The following is an 18763-nucleotide window of genomic DNA, read 5'->3' as shown; positions in this document are numbered from 1 at the left end:
AACTCTCATTTCAGCACCAAATCTCGCCATTTTTGTTATGCGCTGTTGTGGTGCGTACTTTTCCCACTATGTTGTTCGGCGCAATTTCACTTTGTTTTTCACCGCAAAGTTCATTTTTTGGTCAAATTCCTAAAAAAATTGCGCTATTCAGTTCAATTTGAGTAGGATTTTCATTTTTTCGATTATCTACTCTGGTGACAAGCCCAAGCGATAGAGTTCGATTCAAATTCAGTCGATTATTTTTATCATCAGATTTGATTCAACGTAAAACTTTTCAATCAACTCTGATTTTCAATTTTCAGCCGGAAGTTGAAGTTTAGCAAAATTTTCGATTGGTAGCCGAAATTTTGGCAATCAAATCAGCATTCAGTTTGGTAATCAGATTTTGGTATTCAGATTGATTTTCGATTAAAAACCAAAACTTGGGCATGGCTCCTACTTTCAAATTTTCATTTCACGCAATTTTTTTAATCAGTTGAATATTAGTTATTCGGATGTTATAAACTCAAAATTTGATTTTAAATATAACGTTGATTTTTTTCAGTATGCACCACAACTTGTTATATCAAAGCAAATATACACTTTTATTTGTTTTCATTACGGGATAACAGAGGGTTTGGGGTTTCGTTATCCATCCGGTTGAACTTCTGTATCGCAGAATCTAACGGATTGGTAATTTCATCTATCTTTCGCTCGGTTACATGCGTGTAAATCATCGTTGTTTCTGGTCTGGAATGTCCTAACAATTCCTGTATGTAACGCACATCTACGCCGTTTTCTAATAAATGCGTAGCATAACTGTGCCGCAAGGTATGCGGTGTAACATGCTTTTGTATGCCCGCAGCTTGGCAGCTTCGTTTCAAAAATTGCCGTATCGAAGTCGCATTGTATGGCTTGCCTTCCTCTTCGCCTTCAAATAAAAATACTTTGGGTTGATAGGTTTGTGCATAATTCAATAACATTGGCCGTATGCGCTGTCCTAAACTGCAATTTCTGTCTTTTCTACCTTTGCTTTGCTTCACATAAATGGTATTTCGCTCCAAATCTACATCACCTAATTTTAACTTTAGTAATTCACCAATGCGTAATCCAGAAGAATACAACAAGCCCAAAATAGCACGATGTTTTAAATTTTTAGTCGAACGAAGAATCAAAACAATTTCAGTTGAAGATAAAACCACCGGCAACTTTTTATCCTTCCGCGGCATATACAAATTAGCTGGATCGTATTTCATGCCTAAATTCAATTCGCTAAAATGCTTCAAAGCACTGATGCATTGCCTATGCGAACTTACACTATAGCCGCGTTTAGCCATTACTTGCTCCAAAAATATTTCAATAGAACGCAAATCTATACTCGCTAAATCGCGCTTGGCATAATAATTCAAAAAAAGATTTAAGAAATTCCGATAGGTATGCACGGTAGACGGACTTTTACGCTGACCAATTAAATAGTCTTCAAAAACTTGCAACGCATGTGCATGAGATTTGGGCAAAGACGCTTCTTTGTTAACCGACTTTTTAACCTGATCTACTTTGGGCATAGCCGAATAATCTACAAAACAGTTCAATTTTTTTAAACTCAGAAATAAGCGCTGTTTCAACTTAGTTTCATTCAAAATATAAAAACAAGTATGTGTTTTAGACCACTTTGCTCCCACTTTCATAACAGCAGCTTTTATACTATCATTAAAGTCAAATTGAATGGCCACACAATCTTTATTTCTGTGCTGCAACGGAAGTAATTTCACAACTTTTTTCATCATAAAATAATTAAATTCATCCCTAAATATAAGTATTAAATATTCAATATCAAACACTTATGATGTTTAATTCTAGGAAAAAAATTTTGGGATTATTCAATATAGCTGTTGGCATTTAGTTTTTAGCTGTTAGTTTTAGCCTTTAACTTCTCACTTCTAATATTTCACTTCTAATATTTCACTTCTAACTTCTAATATCTAATATCTCATTTCTCATTTCTCAAAGCTTCGCTATAGCCAGTCACAAAATAGTGGTGGACAAAGAAATAAATTGGGACTTTAAAACTATAAAAAAATCTTAAAACCAAAAAGGAAACTGTATATATTTAATTCAATTGAAATTGAATAAGACATAAAATCAATTTACTTCTATTAATCCTGATTAAACAAACACTGAAATAAATAATAAGCCAACATAGTAACCCAAACGCTCAACGCTATTCAGAAAAGTTCATGTTCTGTAAATCAAGATTACATTATCAATTTTCAATTATGCATAAATAAAGACACCCCTAAAATCCCCTCAAGGGGACGCTCGTATATAATAATGATTATTAACATACGCTGAGATAAATCGAAGCAAGTGAATCTTGATAATTGTCCGATAGTATTTTGAAAAAAGTAAATTAGAATAATAACCCAAACGCTCAACGCTATTTAGGGAAGTTCAGTTGCCACGGTTTAAAAAAAGAACAACACAATAGAAGCTAAAGTAACAACAGCAAACATAGCAGCAATAGTAACTTGGCAACTAAAAAGAACTAACTATAATCTGGGTTTAATAAGTTTTCCCTGGTTATAATTTCTTTTAAGGTTGCGCGTTTTAAAATTTCAACCGATTTGTTTCGCACTTCAAAAAATACATCTCTTATGCCGCAAATAGACTCGTTATTGCATTCTTCGCAAGATTCATAGTAATTGTGTGTAACACACGGAATAAAAGCAATTGGTCCATCAAATAAACGCATGACGTCTGCCAAATTTATTTCTTCAGCACTTTTGAGCATGTAGTAGCCACCACCTTTTCCACGCTTGCTGGCTAAAATTCCACTTTTCTTTAAATCTAATAAAATAGCCTCTAAAAACTTTTGAGGTATATTTTGTTTTTCAGCTATTTCAGAAATTAAAGTCGGCACTTTATCTTTTTGTTTAGCTAAATACACCAAAGCATTAATGGCATATTTCGTCTTTTTAGATAACATAAATTCAAAATGTTTAGAATGCTGTAAAATTAATTTTAATTTACAGTAATTCCTTAAAAATACAGAATTCTTCTTTATAATTGTTGAAAAGTTTGTTGCTAATGAAAAATCTTCGACATCTACTCTGCGCTATTCCTTTCCTTTTTGCTTCATTTGTTCATGCTCAACATGAAATTAGTGGTAAAATAATAGATGCTCTAACAAATGAAGCCCTAGCTTTTGCAAACATCACTTTCAATTCCAATAGCAAACGTGGAGTTATTACAGACATCGATGGTCATTTTTATTACCAAAGCAAAGACAGCATAACCCAATTAAACATTACCTATCTCGGTTACAAAAACAAACAAATTAAGCCTAGAAAATATCAAAACTTAATTATCAAATTAGAACCTTCTGAAGAAAGTTTGGATGAAGTAATTATCACAGATGGAGAAAACCCCGCATTGCGCATCATCAGAAAAGTAATGGCTAATCGTGAACAAAATAATCCATTAAAAAAAGGTGGTTTTGAATACATTACCTACAACCGAAGTGTTTTTGATCGGGAAGGAAGACAACAAAAAGCAGATTCACTTCGTACCGCTTTTTTAAATCAAATTGAAAAAGGTGAATTAGACCCAGAAAGCGATTCGCTTAGTGGTTATGATAAGGCTTTAATTCGAGAAGGAAATTTCAACATAATGTTATTTGAATCGGTAACAGAACGCAAGTTTTTACCACCAGATTTAAGCGAAGAAAATGTAATCGGTACGCGCGTATCAGGTTTTAAAAATCCATATTTTGCAATGCTAGCAACAGAATTGCAGCCTTTTGGGTTTTATGAAGACAATATAGATATGTTGGATATGCATTTTTTAAATCCAATAGCCAACGGGAGTTTAAAACGATACGATTACGTATTAGAAGATCAAATTTACAGAGAAAACGATACTATTTTCAACATTTCTTTTCAACCCAAAAAAAATGCAAATATAGATGGGCTAAAAGGTTTTATGTACATCAATTCTAAAGCTTATGCCATCCAAAATATTGTAGCTGAACCCGCTGATGAAATGATGATTCATTTAAAAATTCAACAGAAATATCAGTTTTTAGAAGATCAACATTGGTTTCCTGAACAACTTAATTTTGAAATCATGTTAAATGAAGGCATCTTCATCAACGGAAAAACCTATATAAAAGACATTCAATTTAAAGATGATTTGAGTAAACGCGATTTCAGCGAAGTAGAACTTAAATACGAAGAAGATGCTCCGCAAAAAGATGAAGTATTTTGGAACAAATACCGTATTGATAGCTTAAGCCAACAAGATAAAATAACCTACAAAGTAGTTGATAGCATTGGCGAAAGCATGAAATTAGACAAAATGCTAGACGTAGCTACAAAGTTAGGCGATGGCTACATTCCTTGGGGAAAAGTCAATATTCCTATAAATCGTTTTTTTGGATATAATCGTTATGAAGGTTTTAGACTAGGCGCAGGCTTAGAAACCAACGAAAAGCTATTTAAAAAAGTGAGTTTTGGTGGATATACCGCCTATGGATTTCGCGATAAAAACTGGAAGTTGGGTGGGAAAATTCGGTATGACATTAACCGAAGTCAAGACATGTTTCTACAATTCAATTACCAAAATGATGTTCGTGAAATCGGTAGTTCTTCGATGAGCAGAAACAACGGATTTTCATTAAATGGAGATTTACGAGCCTTTATAGCTTCCAGAATGGATTTTGTTGAACGTTTTCAAGTTGAATTTGGTCGTAGGGACTTTAAGTATTTAAAATGGAGTGCAAAACTACGCACCGAAAGAGTTCGTCCACAATACAATTACTTCTTTTTAGAGAATCAAAATTTAATTACCAATTACCGAAATACAGAAGCTGTTTTACATTTGCGTTATGCACACCGCGAACGCATTGTAGAAACTCCTTTAAAACGAGTAAGTTTAGGTACAAATTATCCCGTTTTCAATTTGCGATATGCCCGCGGATTCGATTCATTTTTAGACGGAAATTACCAATACAACAAACTTGAAGTGAGTATGCATCAAAGTTTTTTCAGTAGAAATATAGGAAAAACACGCTATAAACTTCAAGGTGGTTACCTAGACGGGAATCTTCCTTTAGGCTTGTTATTTACTGGCGAAGGAAGTAATGATGAAGATATTCCAATTGTGATGTATGATACTTTTCAAACCATGTTGCCGTATGAATTTTTATCAGATCAATATCTTCATTTATTTCTTACCCACGACATTGGCAGTTTATTGTTTAAATCTGAAAACTTTAAGCCTGGTTTAATTTTTCATCACAATATGGGTTGGGGAAATTTAGCAAACAACTTTTCGCATGCTTGGACATTTCAAACCAAAGAAAATTTGTTTGTAGAATCTGGTCTGGAAGTCACCAAAATCATTCAACTTAATTATGTAGATACAGCTTATTTAAACTTTGGTATTGGCGGATTTTACCGCTATGGAAACTACAGTTTCGATAAAAATAGCGACAATTTTGTACTCAAAATAAACACTACTTTTAGTTTTAATTAATTCAATATAAAGTTTTAATAGAAGCCAAGAACCCGCTTTACACTTCAAGTCCTCCCAATGCAAGCATATTTTCTAAGTCAAACACAAGAGCTTCCTGCCGGTCGCTTTGGTTTGTCAAGAAAATTTAAGCTTTCATTAGTCCGGGCTTTTCGTTACAATCGGGGCTAACAAAAAGTTGATAGTTAGAAATATATTCTTAGGGTAAAATTGCTTCAACTTGGTAGCCGAGTTTTCTCAATAAGAGAATTACTCCCTTCTCACCTATTAAATGCATCGCGCCAAAACCAAAGAAACTTGGTTTTTCGTGCATCATTTTTTCAATTATCGCAATCCACTTTACATTTCTGTTATCCAGTAATTCTTGCACGTAATTATTAAAGATGCTTTCACTTTCTAAGGATAATTCACCTAAATTTTCTAATTGTTCTGCTTCATATACATCAAGCAATTCAAAAAATTCATCTTGATCAGATTGCATATTGTCTTTTGCTGTCTTCAATAATTCTTGCACTTGTTCATCTACAGGAATTTGATCAAGTACACTCATTTGATCATCAATACTTTCTAAACCAAAAATAGGCTTGTCTTCCGCTTGTGCTTTTTCAAAGAGTAGATCATCATAAGCTTTTGGTGTTTCACAAGGAAGCGCATTTTGCAACAAAATCATGGAAATAAAAATAGGCTTTATTTGTCTCAGTATAGCAAAATTCATTGTTGGGATGTGTTCATTCAAAAAGTCTCTGAGCAGTATGGTTTCATCTTCATTTAAAAAATCTGTCATGCTTTTTCCATCAGTAATGTACATGTGTTTTACCATGGCGAGTTCCAAGCTTGGATCAGACAAATCAATTTCTAGTGCAAGTTGTTCGGTTTGGTTAAAGGCTTCTATTATTCTTGGTTTTATGCTGGTGTTACATGTTGCATGTAAAGTACCAAATAAGTAAGAGTCTGATGTTAATCCATTTCCTGAAACTTTCCATAATAAGCTATTTTCAAGATCTTGAGCTTGTACACTTAAAAAGCAACATACCAAAACCAGTAAAAATGAAATTTTTATACGCATCTTTCTTTATTGTTTTTAAGTCGGTGTTTATAAATCTAAAGTTTGGAGTTGCTTGTAATTTTTATATAATTTTCGAGTCAAAAATCCATAAACCAGACGGTAGAATAACCAAATAAGACCAATAAAAATTAGCATAATGCCAAACATAATGGCCATGAAAATCCAGATATTTACATTCTGAAATTCTTCCATATTTTGAATTACCAAGAAATTCATTAGCATGAAAGTTATTGCAAAATAAATAATATTGAACCACACATAACATTTTACCGTTTTGCGGGTAATTAAAATCTTTTTCATTAAACGCTTTGCATTATCGGTAATTCTAATTTGCTGATAGTTGTAAAAAAATATAGCAATAAAGCCTAAAATAACAGCATAATTAATAATCATGATGGTGTTGTAAAGCACATCTATGTCCATGTCAACTATTATATCGTTGTATCCTTGCACGCTGGTAAACACTTCTAGACCAATCCAGAATACAAATTCTAAAATACTGACTATAAAAATCCATTTTACTATAGAAGAAGACTTCTTCTTAAGCATTGCATAAATTTCTTTAGCTTCAAACTTAGGAAGATGCTCTTCCTGTTTTTTCCAATCTTTTTTTAAAATATCTAATCCATCCATTTAATCAATACTTAGTAATTCTTTGAGTTTCTTTTTCACTCGGTTCATTTTCACTCTTGCATTTACTTCAGAAATACCCAAAGTTGTTGAAATTTCAGTATAATTTTTATCTTCTAAGTACAAAAACACCAAGGCTTTATCTATATCATTTAACTCCTTAATTGCTTGGTACATGAGTTTTAAATTTTGCTCTGTAGTATCATCGTATTCTTCTGCTTTAATTTTAAAAGCATACTGATCCCAATCTTGCGTTTGTACTTTTTTCTTTTGTTTTCTATATAAAGTAATAGCCGTATTTAAGGCAACTCGATACATCCAAGTGCTAAACTTAGCATCTCCTCTAAATTTTGGATAAGCCTTCCACAATTGTATGGTAATTTCCTGAAACAAATCTTTGTGAGCTGCTTCACCAGTAGCATAAATCCTGCATATTTTATGCACAATATTCTGGTTGGTCTCCAGCTTTTTAACAAATTCTTTTTCAAGTTTTTTGTTCACACTAATTTGGTTTCAATTGATTAGACGTACTTTGTATTATTGTGTTACACTTTAGATTTAAGTTCATGACAAATATTCAATAATTATCAACATTATTGGTATTCTTTTAAAAAAAACTAGGTCTTAGATAATATTTTATGAATTCTTAAAAAGTACAACTTACTATCCAATATTTAGCTAAATAATAGGGAGTAGATTTCAAAAAAATTATCTTTACGCAAATTAAAAAGAAAATTGACTTCAAATATGAAAAAACACAATTTTAGCGCAGGACCGTGTATTTTGCCACAAGAAGTATTTCAAAAGGCATCTCAAGCGGTTTTAAATTTAGACGATTCGGGTTTATCTATCCTAGAAATTTCACACCGAAGCAAAGCTTTTGTAGAAATCATGGAAAAAGCCCAAGATTTAGCTTTAGAACACTTAAAATTACCAAAAGAAGAATATCAAATTTTGTTTTTACAGGGTGGAGCCAGCATGCAATTCATCATGTCTGCCTTTAATTTAATGCAAACTAAAGCAGCTTATTTAGATACAGGTTCTTGGTCTGCTAAAGCCATTAAAGAAGCAAAATTACTTGGTGAAGTAAATGTTTTAGCTTCATCTAAAGATAAAAATTACAATTACATTCCTAAAAATTTCCAAGTTCCTACCGATGTCGATTATTTTCATTGCACCAGTAACAACACCATTTTTGGAACCCAAATAAAAGATTTTCCAAAAGCAAATGTACCTGTAGTTTGCGATATGAGTAGCGATATTTTTTCACGGGAAATAGATTTCTCTTATTTTGATGTAATTTACGCAGGAGCACAAAAAAACATGGGTCCAGCGGGAGCCACTTTAGTAGCCGTAAAAAAATCATGTTTAGGGAAAGTTGATCGAAAAATTCCTTCGATGTTAGATTATCAAGTTCATTGTGGCAAAGACAGTATGTTTAACACACCACCTGTTTTTCCAGTTTACGTTTCCATGCTTACCTTAGAATGGTTAAAAGAGCAAGGCGGTGTAAAAGCTATTGAAGCTAAAAACAAAATGAAAGCAGATGCCATGTATCTTGAAATTGATAGAAATCCGCTTTTTACAGGTTTTGCTGAAAAAGAAGATCGATCAGACATGAATGCTACTTTTAATTTGAAAGATGAAGCCTTAAAATCGAAATTTGAATCCCTTTTAGTTGAAGCTGGAGTAAATGGATTAAACGGACATAGAAGTGTTGGTGGTTATCGCGCATCTATGTACAATGCACTTCCCTTTGAAAGTGTACAAGTAGTCATTGAAGCCATGCAAGAATTAGAAAAAAACGCATAAAATATATACAAATGAAAATATTAGCTAACGACGGAGTTTCTCAAAGCGGAGTTGATTTATTAGAAAAAAATGGTCACGAAGTAATTCTGACTACAGTTGCGCAAGAACAACTTGAAAACTATATCAATACAAATGCAATTGATGCTATTTTGGTACGCAGTGCCACCAAAGTAAGAAAAGACTTAATTGAAGCTTGCCCAAGTTTAAAACTCATTGGTCGCGGTGGAGTTGGTTTAGACAATATTGATGTAGATTTTGCTAAAACCAAAGGCGTAAAAGTGATCAACACGCCTGCTGCTTCATCAGAAAGTGTAGCAGAATTGGTCATTGCCCATTTGTTAAGTGGTGCAAGACAACTCAACAAATCCAATAGAGAAATGCCACTAGAAGGCGACTCTAAGTTTAAAGAACTAAAAAAAGCTTACGCAAAAGGTATTGAATTATCTGGCAAAACCCTAGGAATTGTTGGAATTGGCAGAATTGGTCAAGCTTTGGCTAAAAAAGCAATTGGTTTAGGAATGAACGTAGTTGTTTACGATCAATTTATTGAAGCGGTAGATGTACAACTTAACTTTTTTGATGGGCAAAGCCTTAGTTTTAATTTAAAAAGCATTAGCTTAGATGCATTATTAGCACAATCAGATTTTATTAGTTTTCATGTGCCAGCACAAAAAGACTACATATTAGGAGCTAAAGAAATTGAAAAAATGAAAGATACAGCAGCTATTGTAAATACAGCTCGTGGTGGCGTTGTAGACGAAAAAGCATTATTAGAAGCATTGGAAAATAAAAAATTGAGTTTTGCTGCTTTAGATGTTTTTGAAGACGAACCTACTCCACCCGTAAAATTGCTTATGAATCCTTCACTTTCGCTGAGCCCACATATCGGTGGTGCTACCTTGGAAGCGCAAGACCGAATTGGAACAGAATTAGCAGAACAAATTATTGAATTTTCAAAAAAATAATATGAAACCACTATTTAGCTTTTTCTGCCTTTGTTTTCTTGTTGTATTTAGTAGTAACGGACAAATACAACAAGGAGAAGCTTCTTTTTATAAAGATGTTTTTGAAGGCAGAAAAACGGCAAGTGGAGAATTATTTCAGCAAGCTTTACCCACAGCTGCGCATCGTTCTTTAGCATTTGGCACAAAGCTTAAAATAACCAATAAAACCAACGGAAAAACTGCAGAAGTTACTGTAAACGACCGTGGACCTTACATTCGGAATCGGATTATTGATGTTTCAAAATCGGTTGCAGAACAGCTTGGCTTTGTGGAAGATGGCACCACTCAAGTTGAAATTGAAGTCTTAGAATTTCCTTCGGAAACAGATGAAACTTATTTAGGTGAAGTTAATTCAACTCCAAAAAACGAGACAAAAGAAAAGTTAGAAGAAGAATTATTAACTGCAGATATTGAACAAAAATTAATTGCACAAATACAAAAACAAGCTACTCAGGAGCAATTTTTTAATTTAAAAGCAGAACGGGTAAAGCCAAGTTTCTATGCTGTGCAGTTAGCCAGTTTCTCAGAAGCATCAAACGCACTTAGTTTAGGAAAAGAACTAGAAAAAAGCTACAAAGAACAAGTTACCTTGCGATACAAACTTCTTGATAAAAAAGCCTTGTACACCTTGATATTAGGAAAACTGGAGAACCGTAATCAAGCAGAAAAATTACTTAGCGAAGTAAAAGACCGTTATCCAGACGCATTTATTGCTAATCTAAAAATTTAGGACTATGAAACTTAAGCATTTTATATACTTCGTATTTGCAATAGTTTCACTTAGTTTTTTGGTCAATTGTGGTAATCAAAAAAAGGTGGCTTCAACTGAAAAAAGTGCACAAGAAGTAGATACCATTGTAATAGAAAATGATAGTTTAGAGTACAAATTAATTGTTTTAGAAGTTGGCTTTTACTCTTGGCTTCAAACCCAAAAACCACGTGGTTATCACTCTCAGCGGTATATGGAACTTAAAAATAGAAATTACGTTAATGAGTACAATTTGAGAGCTAGAAATGCGGAATACTACGATCCAGAGCTTTATCCATTTCAAATTAAATACTCATCAGATATTGATTATGGCTATGAAGTAAATTACCTGCTATTTCATTACTTTTTGTTTTTCGAAGAAAAATACAACCAAAAATTACAGTAAGTATTGTAATTTTGCAGCATGAAAAAATTGAAGGAACACTGGGGAATTGATTCCAATTTCCAAATTATTATCATTTTAATTGTTTTTAGCATTACTGGATCAGCATCATTATTTGTTGGAAAACCCATATTGGCTTTTTTTGAACTAGCCCGAGAAAATTTTCAAGACAATTTCTGGGGTGGATTTTTGTATTACAGTTTACGTATTTTAATCATTTTCCCTATTTATCAAGTATTACTGGTGCTTATCGGTTTAATTTTTGGACAATTTAAGTTCTTTTGGAATTTCGAAAAAAAGATGCTTTCCAGACTTGGCTTAGGTTTTTTATTTTCCGATAAATCTTAAAATGAACATAAAAAACAACGAAAAAATAAATTTCATCAGATTTAAACTAGCTTTGCAAAAATTATCGAGTTGAAATTGATTAAAATTTTATCTTTCTTTTGCGCATTCCTTGCCCTACTGAACACAGTTGATGTTCACGCGCTTGGTCATTTGCTAGATGGAGATAATCACAATCAAATTGAAAACTGTGATACCTGTGAAGAATTTGTTTTTTCAACTTACAATGAAGTTTCCACAACACCAGAAACTATAATTACAAACTCTTTTATCGACTTCAATTTTATTGAAAAACCGCTTTTATTTTCAAGTAGAAGTATCTTCATCAACCAAGAAAAACACCTTGGTAAATTTCACAACAAACCTCCCCCATTTACAATTTAACAAACGTCCTTTTATTTAGTAAGACAAAAGTTAATTTGTAATTATCATGAAATACATTTTTTTAGTGAGCCTTTTCTGGCTTTCTATACTTCATATCAACGCGCAGGAATGCACTTTAAGTTTATCAGGTAAGGTAATCGACATACACGATAATTCACCTTTAACCTTTGCTATTGTTGAGATTAAAGAAACGGGGCAATTTGCTGAAGCAGATAGTAATGGTGAATATCAGATCAGTAAAATATGTCCTGGGAATTACACCATAAAAGTTTCGCATGTTTCTTGTGAAAAACTTGTAGAAGAAATTCAAATGAATTCATCTCAAGAAATAGATTTTAAATTAGAGCATCACATCGATGAGTTAAGCGAAGTATTGTTAACTGGAAGAATTTACCAAAACACCAACAATACAAGCATCAGCAAAGAACTAGACAAAGCAAGAATAGATCGATACAGCAATTTGAGCTTTGGTGAAGCACTTGCAGAAATCAATGGGGTTTCTTCTTTAAACACGGGCGCAAGTATAAACAAACCTATTATTCAAGGAATGCATAGTTCGCGTATCATTATGATTAACAATAACGTGCGTATGTTTGACCAACAATGGGGTGTTGATCATGCTCCAAATATAGATGTAAATTCGGCTGCCAATATAGAAGTTATAAAAGGTGCATCCGCTCTTCGTTATGGTGGCGATGCCGTTGGCGGAATTATTGTTAGTACTCCACAAAAAGCACCATTAAAAGACACGCTTTTCGGTAAAAGCATTGCTAACTTTAATAGCAATGGCCTTGGTGGTGGCATTACTGCATCTTTGTTAAAAGCCAACAAAAATGGTTGGTATATAAAAACACAAGCTAGTGCAAAACGGCGTGGAGATTTAGAAGCACCCAACTACAATTTATCCAACACAGGTGTACAAGAGAATAACTTTTCCATTGGTTTTGGACTTAATAAAATAGAGTCTGGATTTAATGTATACTACAGCCTTTTTTCAACAGAAATTGGAATTCTAAGAGCTTCACACATTGGAAACGTTCGCGATTTAGTCAATTCAATCAATAACTCTACTCCAAGTTTTATTGAAGATTTCAGTTATCAGATTAATTCGCCTAAACAAGAAGTTAAGCATCAACTGGCTAAGTTCGATTATTTCAAAAAAATAGATAATCTTGGTAAATTAGAATTTCAATATGCGTTTCAATTTAACCAAAGGCAAGAGTTTGATGTTCGTCGCGGCTCAAATAGAAACAAAGCAGCTTTAGATTTAGAACTTGCTACACATCATTTTTTATCGCAATTAAAAATAGATAAATTTAAAAATTTCAATTTGAATGTAGGAATTGAAAGTACTTACCAAGATCATTTTGCAAACCCAGAAACAGGAGTAAGAAGATTAATTCCAGATTACGAAATGTTTGCATTGGGTAGTTTTATAACCGCAAACCATCAATTGAATGAACAGATTTTACTGGATGCAGGATTACGCTACGATTATACTTATGTAGATGCTTTGAAATTTTACCGTACCAGCCGTTGGGAAGAACGCAACTATCAAAACGATTTTTCAGATATAATTATTGAAGATTTTGGAACGCAGCTACTTACCAATCCAAAATTCCATTACCATAATTTTTCAAGCAGTTTAGGACTTCAATACCAAGTTAACAAGGCTTCAAAACTAATAGGCAATTTAAGTTTAGCAACTCGGAATCCTAATCCGTCTGAATTGTTTAGCGACGGATTACACCACAGCATTGCCAGCATAGAACTTGGCGATTTAAGACTTCAGCAAGAACAATCTTATAAATTGAATGTTTCGTATGAACAAGAAATCCAAAATTTTAGTTTTGAAATCAATCCGTATTTCAATTTAATTGAAAATTTCATGACGCTAGAACCCAACGAAATTGAAACTACAATTCGGGGTGCATTTCCTGTTTTTGCTTACAGACAGACTCGAGCAAGATTTATGGGTGTAGATGTAGAAGCAACTTATCAATTTAATTCCAATTCAACACTTGTGGGTCAATTGGCGTATGTACAAGCAGATGATTTAAGTTTAAATCGTCCAATTATTGATATGCCGCCATTCAATACAAGATTACAATTGAACCAGCAGATTGAAAGTTGGAATCAGTTAAACCTTCAATTTACGCATGAATTTGTTGCAAAACAAAATCGATTTCCCAACTTAGATTTCACTACACCCGTATTGGATCCTGAAATAGGAGAATTAGTGGCTACTGAAGTTGGAATCAGTGCGCCGCCATCAGCTTACCAGCTATTTCATTTTGGAGCAGAAATGCCATTTCAATTTAAACATTTAGATCTGCGGGTAGCTTTTAACGTGCATAACATATTCAATACTTCCTACCGAAACTATTTAAATCGTCAGCGGTATTATGCAGACGAGATAGGAAGAAATTTTCAATTACAAATTCAATTTAATTTTTAACCCAAATATTAACCTTAATTATTTAACTATGAAATCATTAAAAATTGTAAGTCTGTTTAGTTTGTTAGCTGTATTTTCATCTTGTTCAGATGATGATGACAACATTCAAATTATCAATGAAGAAGAAGTAATTACAACCTTAACTGTTACTTTGGTAGACCAAAACACCAACGAAGTAAAAACTTTGCAATATCGTGACTTAGATGGCGATGGACCCGAAAGTCCAATTGTAACTGCAGATAATTTAGATGCCAATACCACCTATCAAGGCAGTATTGAATTTTTAAATGAATTAGAAGATCCTGCTGAAGATATTACAGAAGAAGTTGTTGAAGAAGGTGAAGAACATCAAGTCTTTTTTGTTAATTCTACTGCTCTAGAAACCAACTTTGACTATTTAGATGCAGATGCAAACAACAATCCTATTGGTGTTGAGTTTAGCCTAACTACCGGAAATGCAAGCAATGGAAATTTATCTATTATCTTGATTCATGACGGAGATAAATTTGCAGAAGGAGCTGCAGATGGTGAAATTAATAATGTAGGTGGTGAAACCGACATTGAAGCAAATTTTGACGTAGTTATTGAATAAAATTTGTTTTTGTCTATTAAAAAAGCGGTTGCTGTAAAGCACCGCTTTTTTTATTGACTTATCTCAAATAAGTAAGCATGTCTTTATAGTTACACCGACCTAGTTTTATATTATATTATCTTAATGAATTTAAGAGAACACATTTATCCGTGTTAAATCTATACTAAAGCAAACCAATCAGGTAGGAAAGATCGAGATGAATTTGTCTTATAGGCAAACAAAAACATTTTAACCTATGAGAAATTTAAGTAAATTATTGATGTTATGCTTTTTGAGTTTTGGAATATTTTCCTGCTCAAGTGATGATGACAACCCAAGCCAAATTCCCGATCCACAAACTCCTAATTTAGTAGAAGCAGCAGAAGCTGGTGGTTTAACTACTTTACTAGATGCAGTTGGTGCTGTGGAAGGTTTAGACCAACAACTTTTGGATGCTGAAGCCATTACCGTATTTGCTCCAACAAACCAAGCTTTTACCAATGCAATGAATGCTTATGAAGTTGAAACACTATCAGAATTAGTTGAAGCCATCGGTGGAGTTGGAAATTTAGAAACCGTATTAGGCTTTCATGTAGTTCCAGCCGTTGCTTTTTCAAGCGATTTAGAAGCAGGAACTCAGACTTTCCTTACATTGGCCGATCAAGAAATTTCGGTAACAGTAGCCAACGATATAGTTAGCATTGAAGATGCTTTAGGTAATATTTCAACGGTTGTTGAAGCTGATATTGAAATTGAAAATGGTGTAGTACACGTAATTGATGAAGTTTTACTCCCTATTTTACCTGATGCGCCACTACCTAATTTAGTAGAAGCTGCTCAAGCTGCTGAATTAAATGTATTATTAGATGCAGTTGGTGCCATTGAAGGTTTAGACCAACAATTATTAGATGCAGAAGCAATTACTGTATTTGCTCCAACAGATGAAGCCTTCGGAGATTTATTAAATGAATTTAATGTAGAAACCTTAGATGAGTTAATAGCCGAAATAGGTTTAGAAAATTTAGAAACCGTACTTGGATTTCACGTTGTACCTGCTGTAGCCTTTGCTGAAGACTTACCAGAAGGAGAAAACACATTTACAACTTTAGCCGATCAGGACATAACGGTAACACGTTCAGGTGATGCAGTTAGTGTAACCGATGTAGAAGGAAACACATACCAAGTTACTACACCAAACGTAGCTATAGAAAATGGAGTTGTACACGTTATTGATGGTGTTGTTTTACCAGAACTAGCTTCAAATGCACCAGATTTAGTAACTGCAGCAAATGATGCTGGACTAACTACATTATTAGCTGCAATTGATGCAGTAGACGGATTAGAGCAACAACTGTTAGATGCAGAAGCCATAACAGTTTTTGCTCCAACCAATGATGCTTTTCAAGCTGCCTTAGATGCTTTTCAAGTAGAAACATTAGAAGAATTGGTAGCTGAAATTGGTGGTGTAGATAATTTAGCAACTGTGTTAGGTTTCCACGTTATTCCAGCTGTAGCTTTTGCGGAAGACATACCAGAAGGAGAAAACACTTTTCCAACATTAGCTGAACAGGATATTACCGTAACACGAAATGGCAACGAAGTAACTGTAACCGATACTACAGGAGCAACTTATGCTGTTGTAACAGCTGATGTAGAAATTGAAAATGGAGTTGTTCATGTAATTGATGATGGTGTTTTACTTCCTGCTTTAGAAACTCAAGATTCAGTAGCCATGACAGTTGAAAATGATGGAGCTTCTGCCTATTTTGTTTCGGCTATTGAAGGCGATGAAAATGTAACAACACTAAACGAAAATAATAGCACTTGGAATTTAAGTGAAGGCACGCGTTATTTATTAAATGTAACTGGTGCATCTACTCACCCACTTGCACTGCGTAATTCAGCTGGAGACTTGTTAATAACTCAAAATGGAGCTAGTGCAATTTTTCAGGATGATGCAGATGTAGATGTACAAATCGATGGAAACATCATTAGTTTTACTTTAACACCAGACTTAGCGAATGCAGTAGATAATTATGTTTGTAATGTACACGGAAGCATGTCTGGAAGCATCACAGTGAATTAATACCCTAATGAGTTGTTTTGATGTGATGTTGGAAAAAGCTGTGCATTTGCACAGCTTTTTCTTTTTTAAACAAGTACATACAAACATTTACTTACATACATTTTGTAAATTTGCAGCATGTTAAATCAAGATACTATTGTTGCCTTAGCCACGCCATCTGGAAGCGGTGCTATTGGAATTATTCGTGTGAGTGGAAAAGATGCTATTGAAATCTGCGCTCCCCTATTTCAATCTAAAAAAGGACTTTCTCTGCTTCAACAAAAAAGCCATACCTTACAGTTGGGAAATATGGTAGATGAAAACCGAATTTTAGATGAAGTCCTAGTAAGTGTTTTCCGCGGAAGCAAATCCTATACAGGCGAACCTACGGTTGAAATCTCCTGCCACGGAAGCAGTTTTATTCAAAAAGAAATTATTCAATTATTAATGAATAAGGGTTGCCGAGCAGCTAACGCAGGCGAATTTACTTTGCGCGCATTTTTAAACGGAAAAATGGATTTGAGCCAAGCCGAAGCTGTAGCCGACTTAATTGCAAGCGACAATGCAGCCAGCCATCAATTGGCGATGCAACAAATGCGTGGCGGTTTCACCAATGAACTCATGGCACTTCGAAAAGAACTTTTGGATTTTGCTTCACTTATAGAATTGGAATTGGATTTTGCTGAAGAAGACGTTGAGTTTGCTAATAAAGATGAATTTCAGCGTTTGATAACCAAAATTCAAAAAGTGCTGAGCCGTTTAATCGATTCTTTTGCGGTGGGCAACGTCTTAAAAAACGGAATTCCGGTCGCCATTATCGGTGAACCCAATGTGGGTAAATCTACTTTGCTCAACGCTTTATTGAACGAAGACCGTGCTATTGTAAGCGATATTGCAGGAACTACCCGCGATACTATTGAAGATGAAATTAGCATTGGCGGCATCGGTTTTCGATTTATTGATACCGCAGGAATTCGAGAAACTACCGACCAAATTGAAGGTTTAGGCATCAAAAAAACCTTCGAAAAAATTGAACAAGCCCAAGTGGTTATTCAATTACTGAATTCGCCCGACTTATTCGAAAACAAACAAGGCTTAAACAAAAAACGAGTTCTGTTGATACAGGAAGAAGTTCAAAAATTACAAGAAAAATTTCCTGAGCGTCCGTTTATTTTATTGGCCAATAAAGTAGACCAACTCACCGAAAATCAACAAGAACAGCTTAAACGGGCTTTACCACACCTACAATTTATTTCTGCCAAGGATAAAACCGGCATAGAAGCGTTACAAAATCAACTTCTAGAATTTGTAGACACTGGTGCTTTGCGCAATAACGATAGCATAGTAACCAATTCTCGCCACTACTCTGCTCTATTGCTGGCCTTAGAAGAAATCAATAAAGTGCAAGATGGTTTAAACATGGGCTTAAGTTCAGATTTATTGGCCATAGACATCCGTCAAGCTTTATATCATTTTGGTGAGATTACTGGTCAAGTAACTAACGATGAGTTGCTTGGGAACATATTTGCTAATTTCTGTATCGGGAAATAGAAATAGTCGAAGTTAGATATTGGATATTAGAAGCCTGAGCTTTGAGCTTTGAGCTTTGAGCTTTGAGCTTTGAACTTCCCTAAATAGCGTTGACCGTTTTGGTTAGTATTCTAGGTGAACTTGTATTTCTTATTTTGCATGTCATATATTCCACTTCGAATTAAGAGAAGCCTACATTCACCAGATTATTTAGATGGCATTTAAGCAAGTTGAGA

Annotated in this window: 16 protein-coding genes; 11 read left to right on the top strand and 5 right to left on the bottom strand. The window is 34.0% G+C overall.

Translation table 11 applies throughout. From position 1 onward, the window contains the following. Positions 1-584 precede the first annotated feature (584 nt). Positions 585-1766 carry a tyrosine-type recombinase/integrase gene (locus tag IEV72_RS03450; protein ID WP_188457689.1) on the bottom strand — a complete coding sequence of 394 codons (1182 nt, stop codon included), beginning with the start codon at positions 1764-1766 and terminating at the stop codon, positions 585-587. 758 nt (positions 1767-2524) lie between these two features. Continuing rightward, a complete protein-coding gene (locus IEV72_RS03445; RefSeq protein ID WP_188457688.1) occupies positions 2525-2965 on the bottom strand; it encodes an RrF2 family transcriptional regulator in 441 nt (146 codons plus the stop codon). Between the two features lie 101 nt (positions 2966-3066). On the opposite strand from IEV72_RS03445, the gene IEV72_RS03440 reads away from it, so the two are divergent. Beyond that, positions 3067-5514, top strand: coding sequence for a DUF5686 and carboxypeptidase-like regulatory domain-containing protein (locus IEV72_RS03440; RefSeq protein WP_188457687.1), 2448 nt, complete (start codon positions 3067-3069; stop codon positions 5512-5514). A 196-nt stretch (positions 5515-5710) separates the two neighbouring features. Here the strand turns inward: IEV72_RS03440 and IEV72_RS03435 are convergent, their stop codons facing one another. From IEV72_RS03435 to IEV72_RS03425, 3 genes are read right to left on the bottom strand one after another with little or no spacing between them, the layout of a single operon-like run. Further along, the gene (locus tag IEV72_RS03435; protein WP_188457686.1) at positions 5711-6577 is read right to left on the bottom strand and encodes a TraB/GumN family protein; all 867 of its coding nucleotides are present in this window, start codon (positions 6575-6577) and stop codon (positions 5711-5713) included. Between the two features lie 27 nt (positions 6578-6604). Next, on the bottom strand, positions 6605-7210 hold the full coding sequence (locus IEV72_RS03430) for a DUF8845 family protein (RefSeq protein WP_188457685.1): 606 nt from the start codon (positions 7208-7210) through the stop codon (positions 6605-6607). Continuing rightward, positions 7211-7708 (bottom strand): RNA polymerase sigma factor, encoded by a 498-nt coding sequence (locus IEV72_RS03425; protein WP_188457684.1) that lies wholly within the window; start codon positions 7706-7708, stop codon positions 7211-7213. It abuts the gene before it with no gap. A 246-nt stretch (positions 7709-7954) separates the two neighbouring features. On the opposite strand from IEV72_RS03425, the gene serC reads away from it, so the two are divergent. The 10 genes from serC to mnmE all read left to right on the top strand — a co-directional run bounded on the left by serC (position 7955) and on the right by mnmE (position 18548). Next, positions 7955-9019: a 3-phosphoserine/phosphohydroxythreonine transaminase gene (gene serC / locus IEV72_RS03420; RefSeq protein WP_188457683.1), complete on the top strand. Its 1065-nt coding sequence runs from the start codon at positions 7955-7957 to the stop codon at positions 9017-9019. Between the two features lie 11 nt (positions 9020-9030). Next, a complete protein-coding gene (locus IEV72_RS03415; RefSeq protein ID WP_188457682.1) occupies positions 9031-9984 on the top strand; it encodes a D-2-hydroxyacid dehydrogenase in 954 nt (317 codons plus the stop codon). Position 9985: 1 nt separating this feature from the next. Further along, positions 9986-10753, top strand: coding sequence for a septal ring lytic transglycosylase RlpA family protein (locus IEV72_RS03410; protein ID WP_188457681.1), 768 nt, complete (start codon positions 9986-9988; stop codon positions 10751-10753). Positions 10754-10757: 4 nt separating this feature from the next. Then, positions 10758-11177 (top strand): DUF6146 family protein, encoded by a 420-nt coding sequence (locus IEV72_RS03405; protein WP_188457680.1) that lies wholly within the window; start codon positions 10758-10760, stop codon positions 11175-11177. 18 nt (positions 11178-11195) lie between these two features. Continuing rightward, the gene (locus IEV72_RS03400) at positions 11196-11522 is read left to right on the top strand and encodes a DUF6787 family protein (RefSeq protein WP_188457679.1); all 327 of its coding nucleotides are present in this window, start codon (positions 11196-11198) and stop codon (positions 11520-11522) included. 69 nt (positions 11523-11591) lie between these two features. Then, positions 11592-11903, top strand: coding sequence for a hypothetical protein (locus IEV72_RS03395; RefSeq protein WP_188457678.1), 312 nt, complete (start codon positions 11592-11594; stop codon positions 11901-11903). Between the two features lie 46 nt (positions 11904-11949). Further along, on the top strand, positions 11950-14361 hold the full coding sequence (locus tag IEV72_RS03390; protein WP_188457677.1) for a TonB-dependent receptor: 2412 nt from the start codon (positions 11950-11952) through the stop codon (positions 14359-14361). Between the two features lie 28 nt (positions 14362-14389). Then, a complete protein-coding gene (locus IEV72_RS03385; protein ID WP_188457676.1) occupies positions 14390-14953 on the top strand; it encodes a type 1 periplasmic binding fold superfamily protein in 564 nt (187 codons plus the stop codon). Positions 14954-15188: 235 nt separating this feature from the next. After that, the gene (locus IEV72_RS03380) at positions 15189-17018 is read left to right on the top strand and encodes a fasciclin domain-containing protein (protein ID WP_188457675.1); all 1830 of its coding nucleotides are present in this window, start codon (positions 15189-15191) and stop codon (positions 17016-17018) included. Positions 17019-17135: 117 nt separating this feature from the next. Next, on the top strand, positions 17136-18548 hold the full coding sequence (gene mnmE, locus IEV72_RS03375; protein ID WP_188457674.1) for a tRNA uridine-5-carboxymethylaminomethyl(34) synthesis GTPase MnmE: 1413 nt from the start codon (positions 17136-17138) through the stop codon (positions 18546-18548). Positions 18549-18763 lie beyond the last annotated feature (215 nt).

It is taken from the genome of Psychroflexus planctonicus (genome assembly GCF_014640195.1).
GTDB classification, from domain to species: Bacteria; Bacteroidota; Bacteroidia; order Flavobacteriales; family Flavobacteriaceae; genus Psychroflexus; species Psychroflexus planctonicus.
Note: the sequence above shows the minus strand (reverse complement) of the source record. Positions and strands in the feature narration are given on the sequence as shown.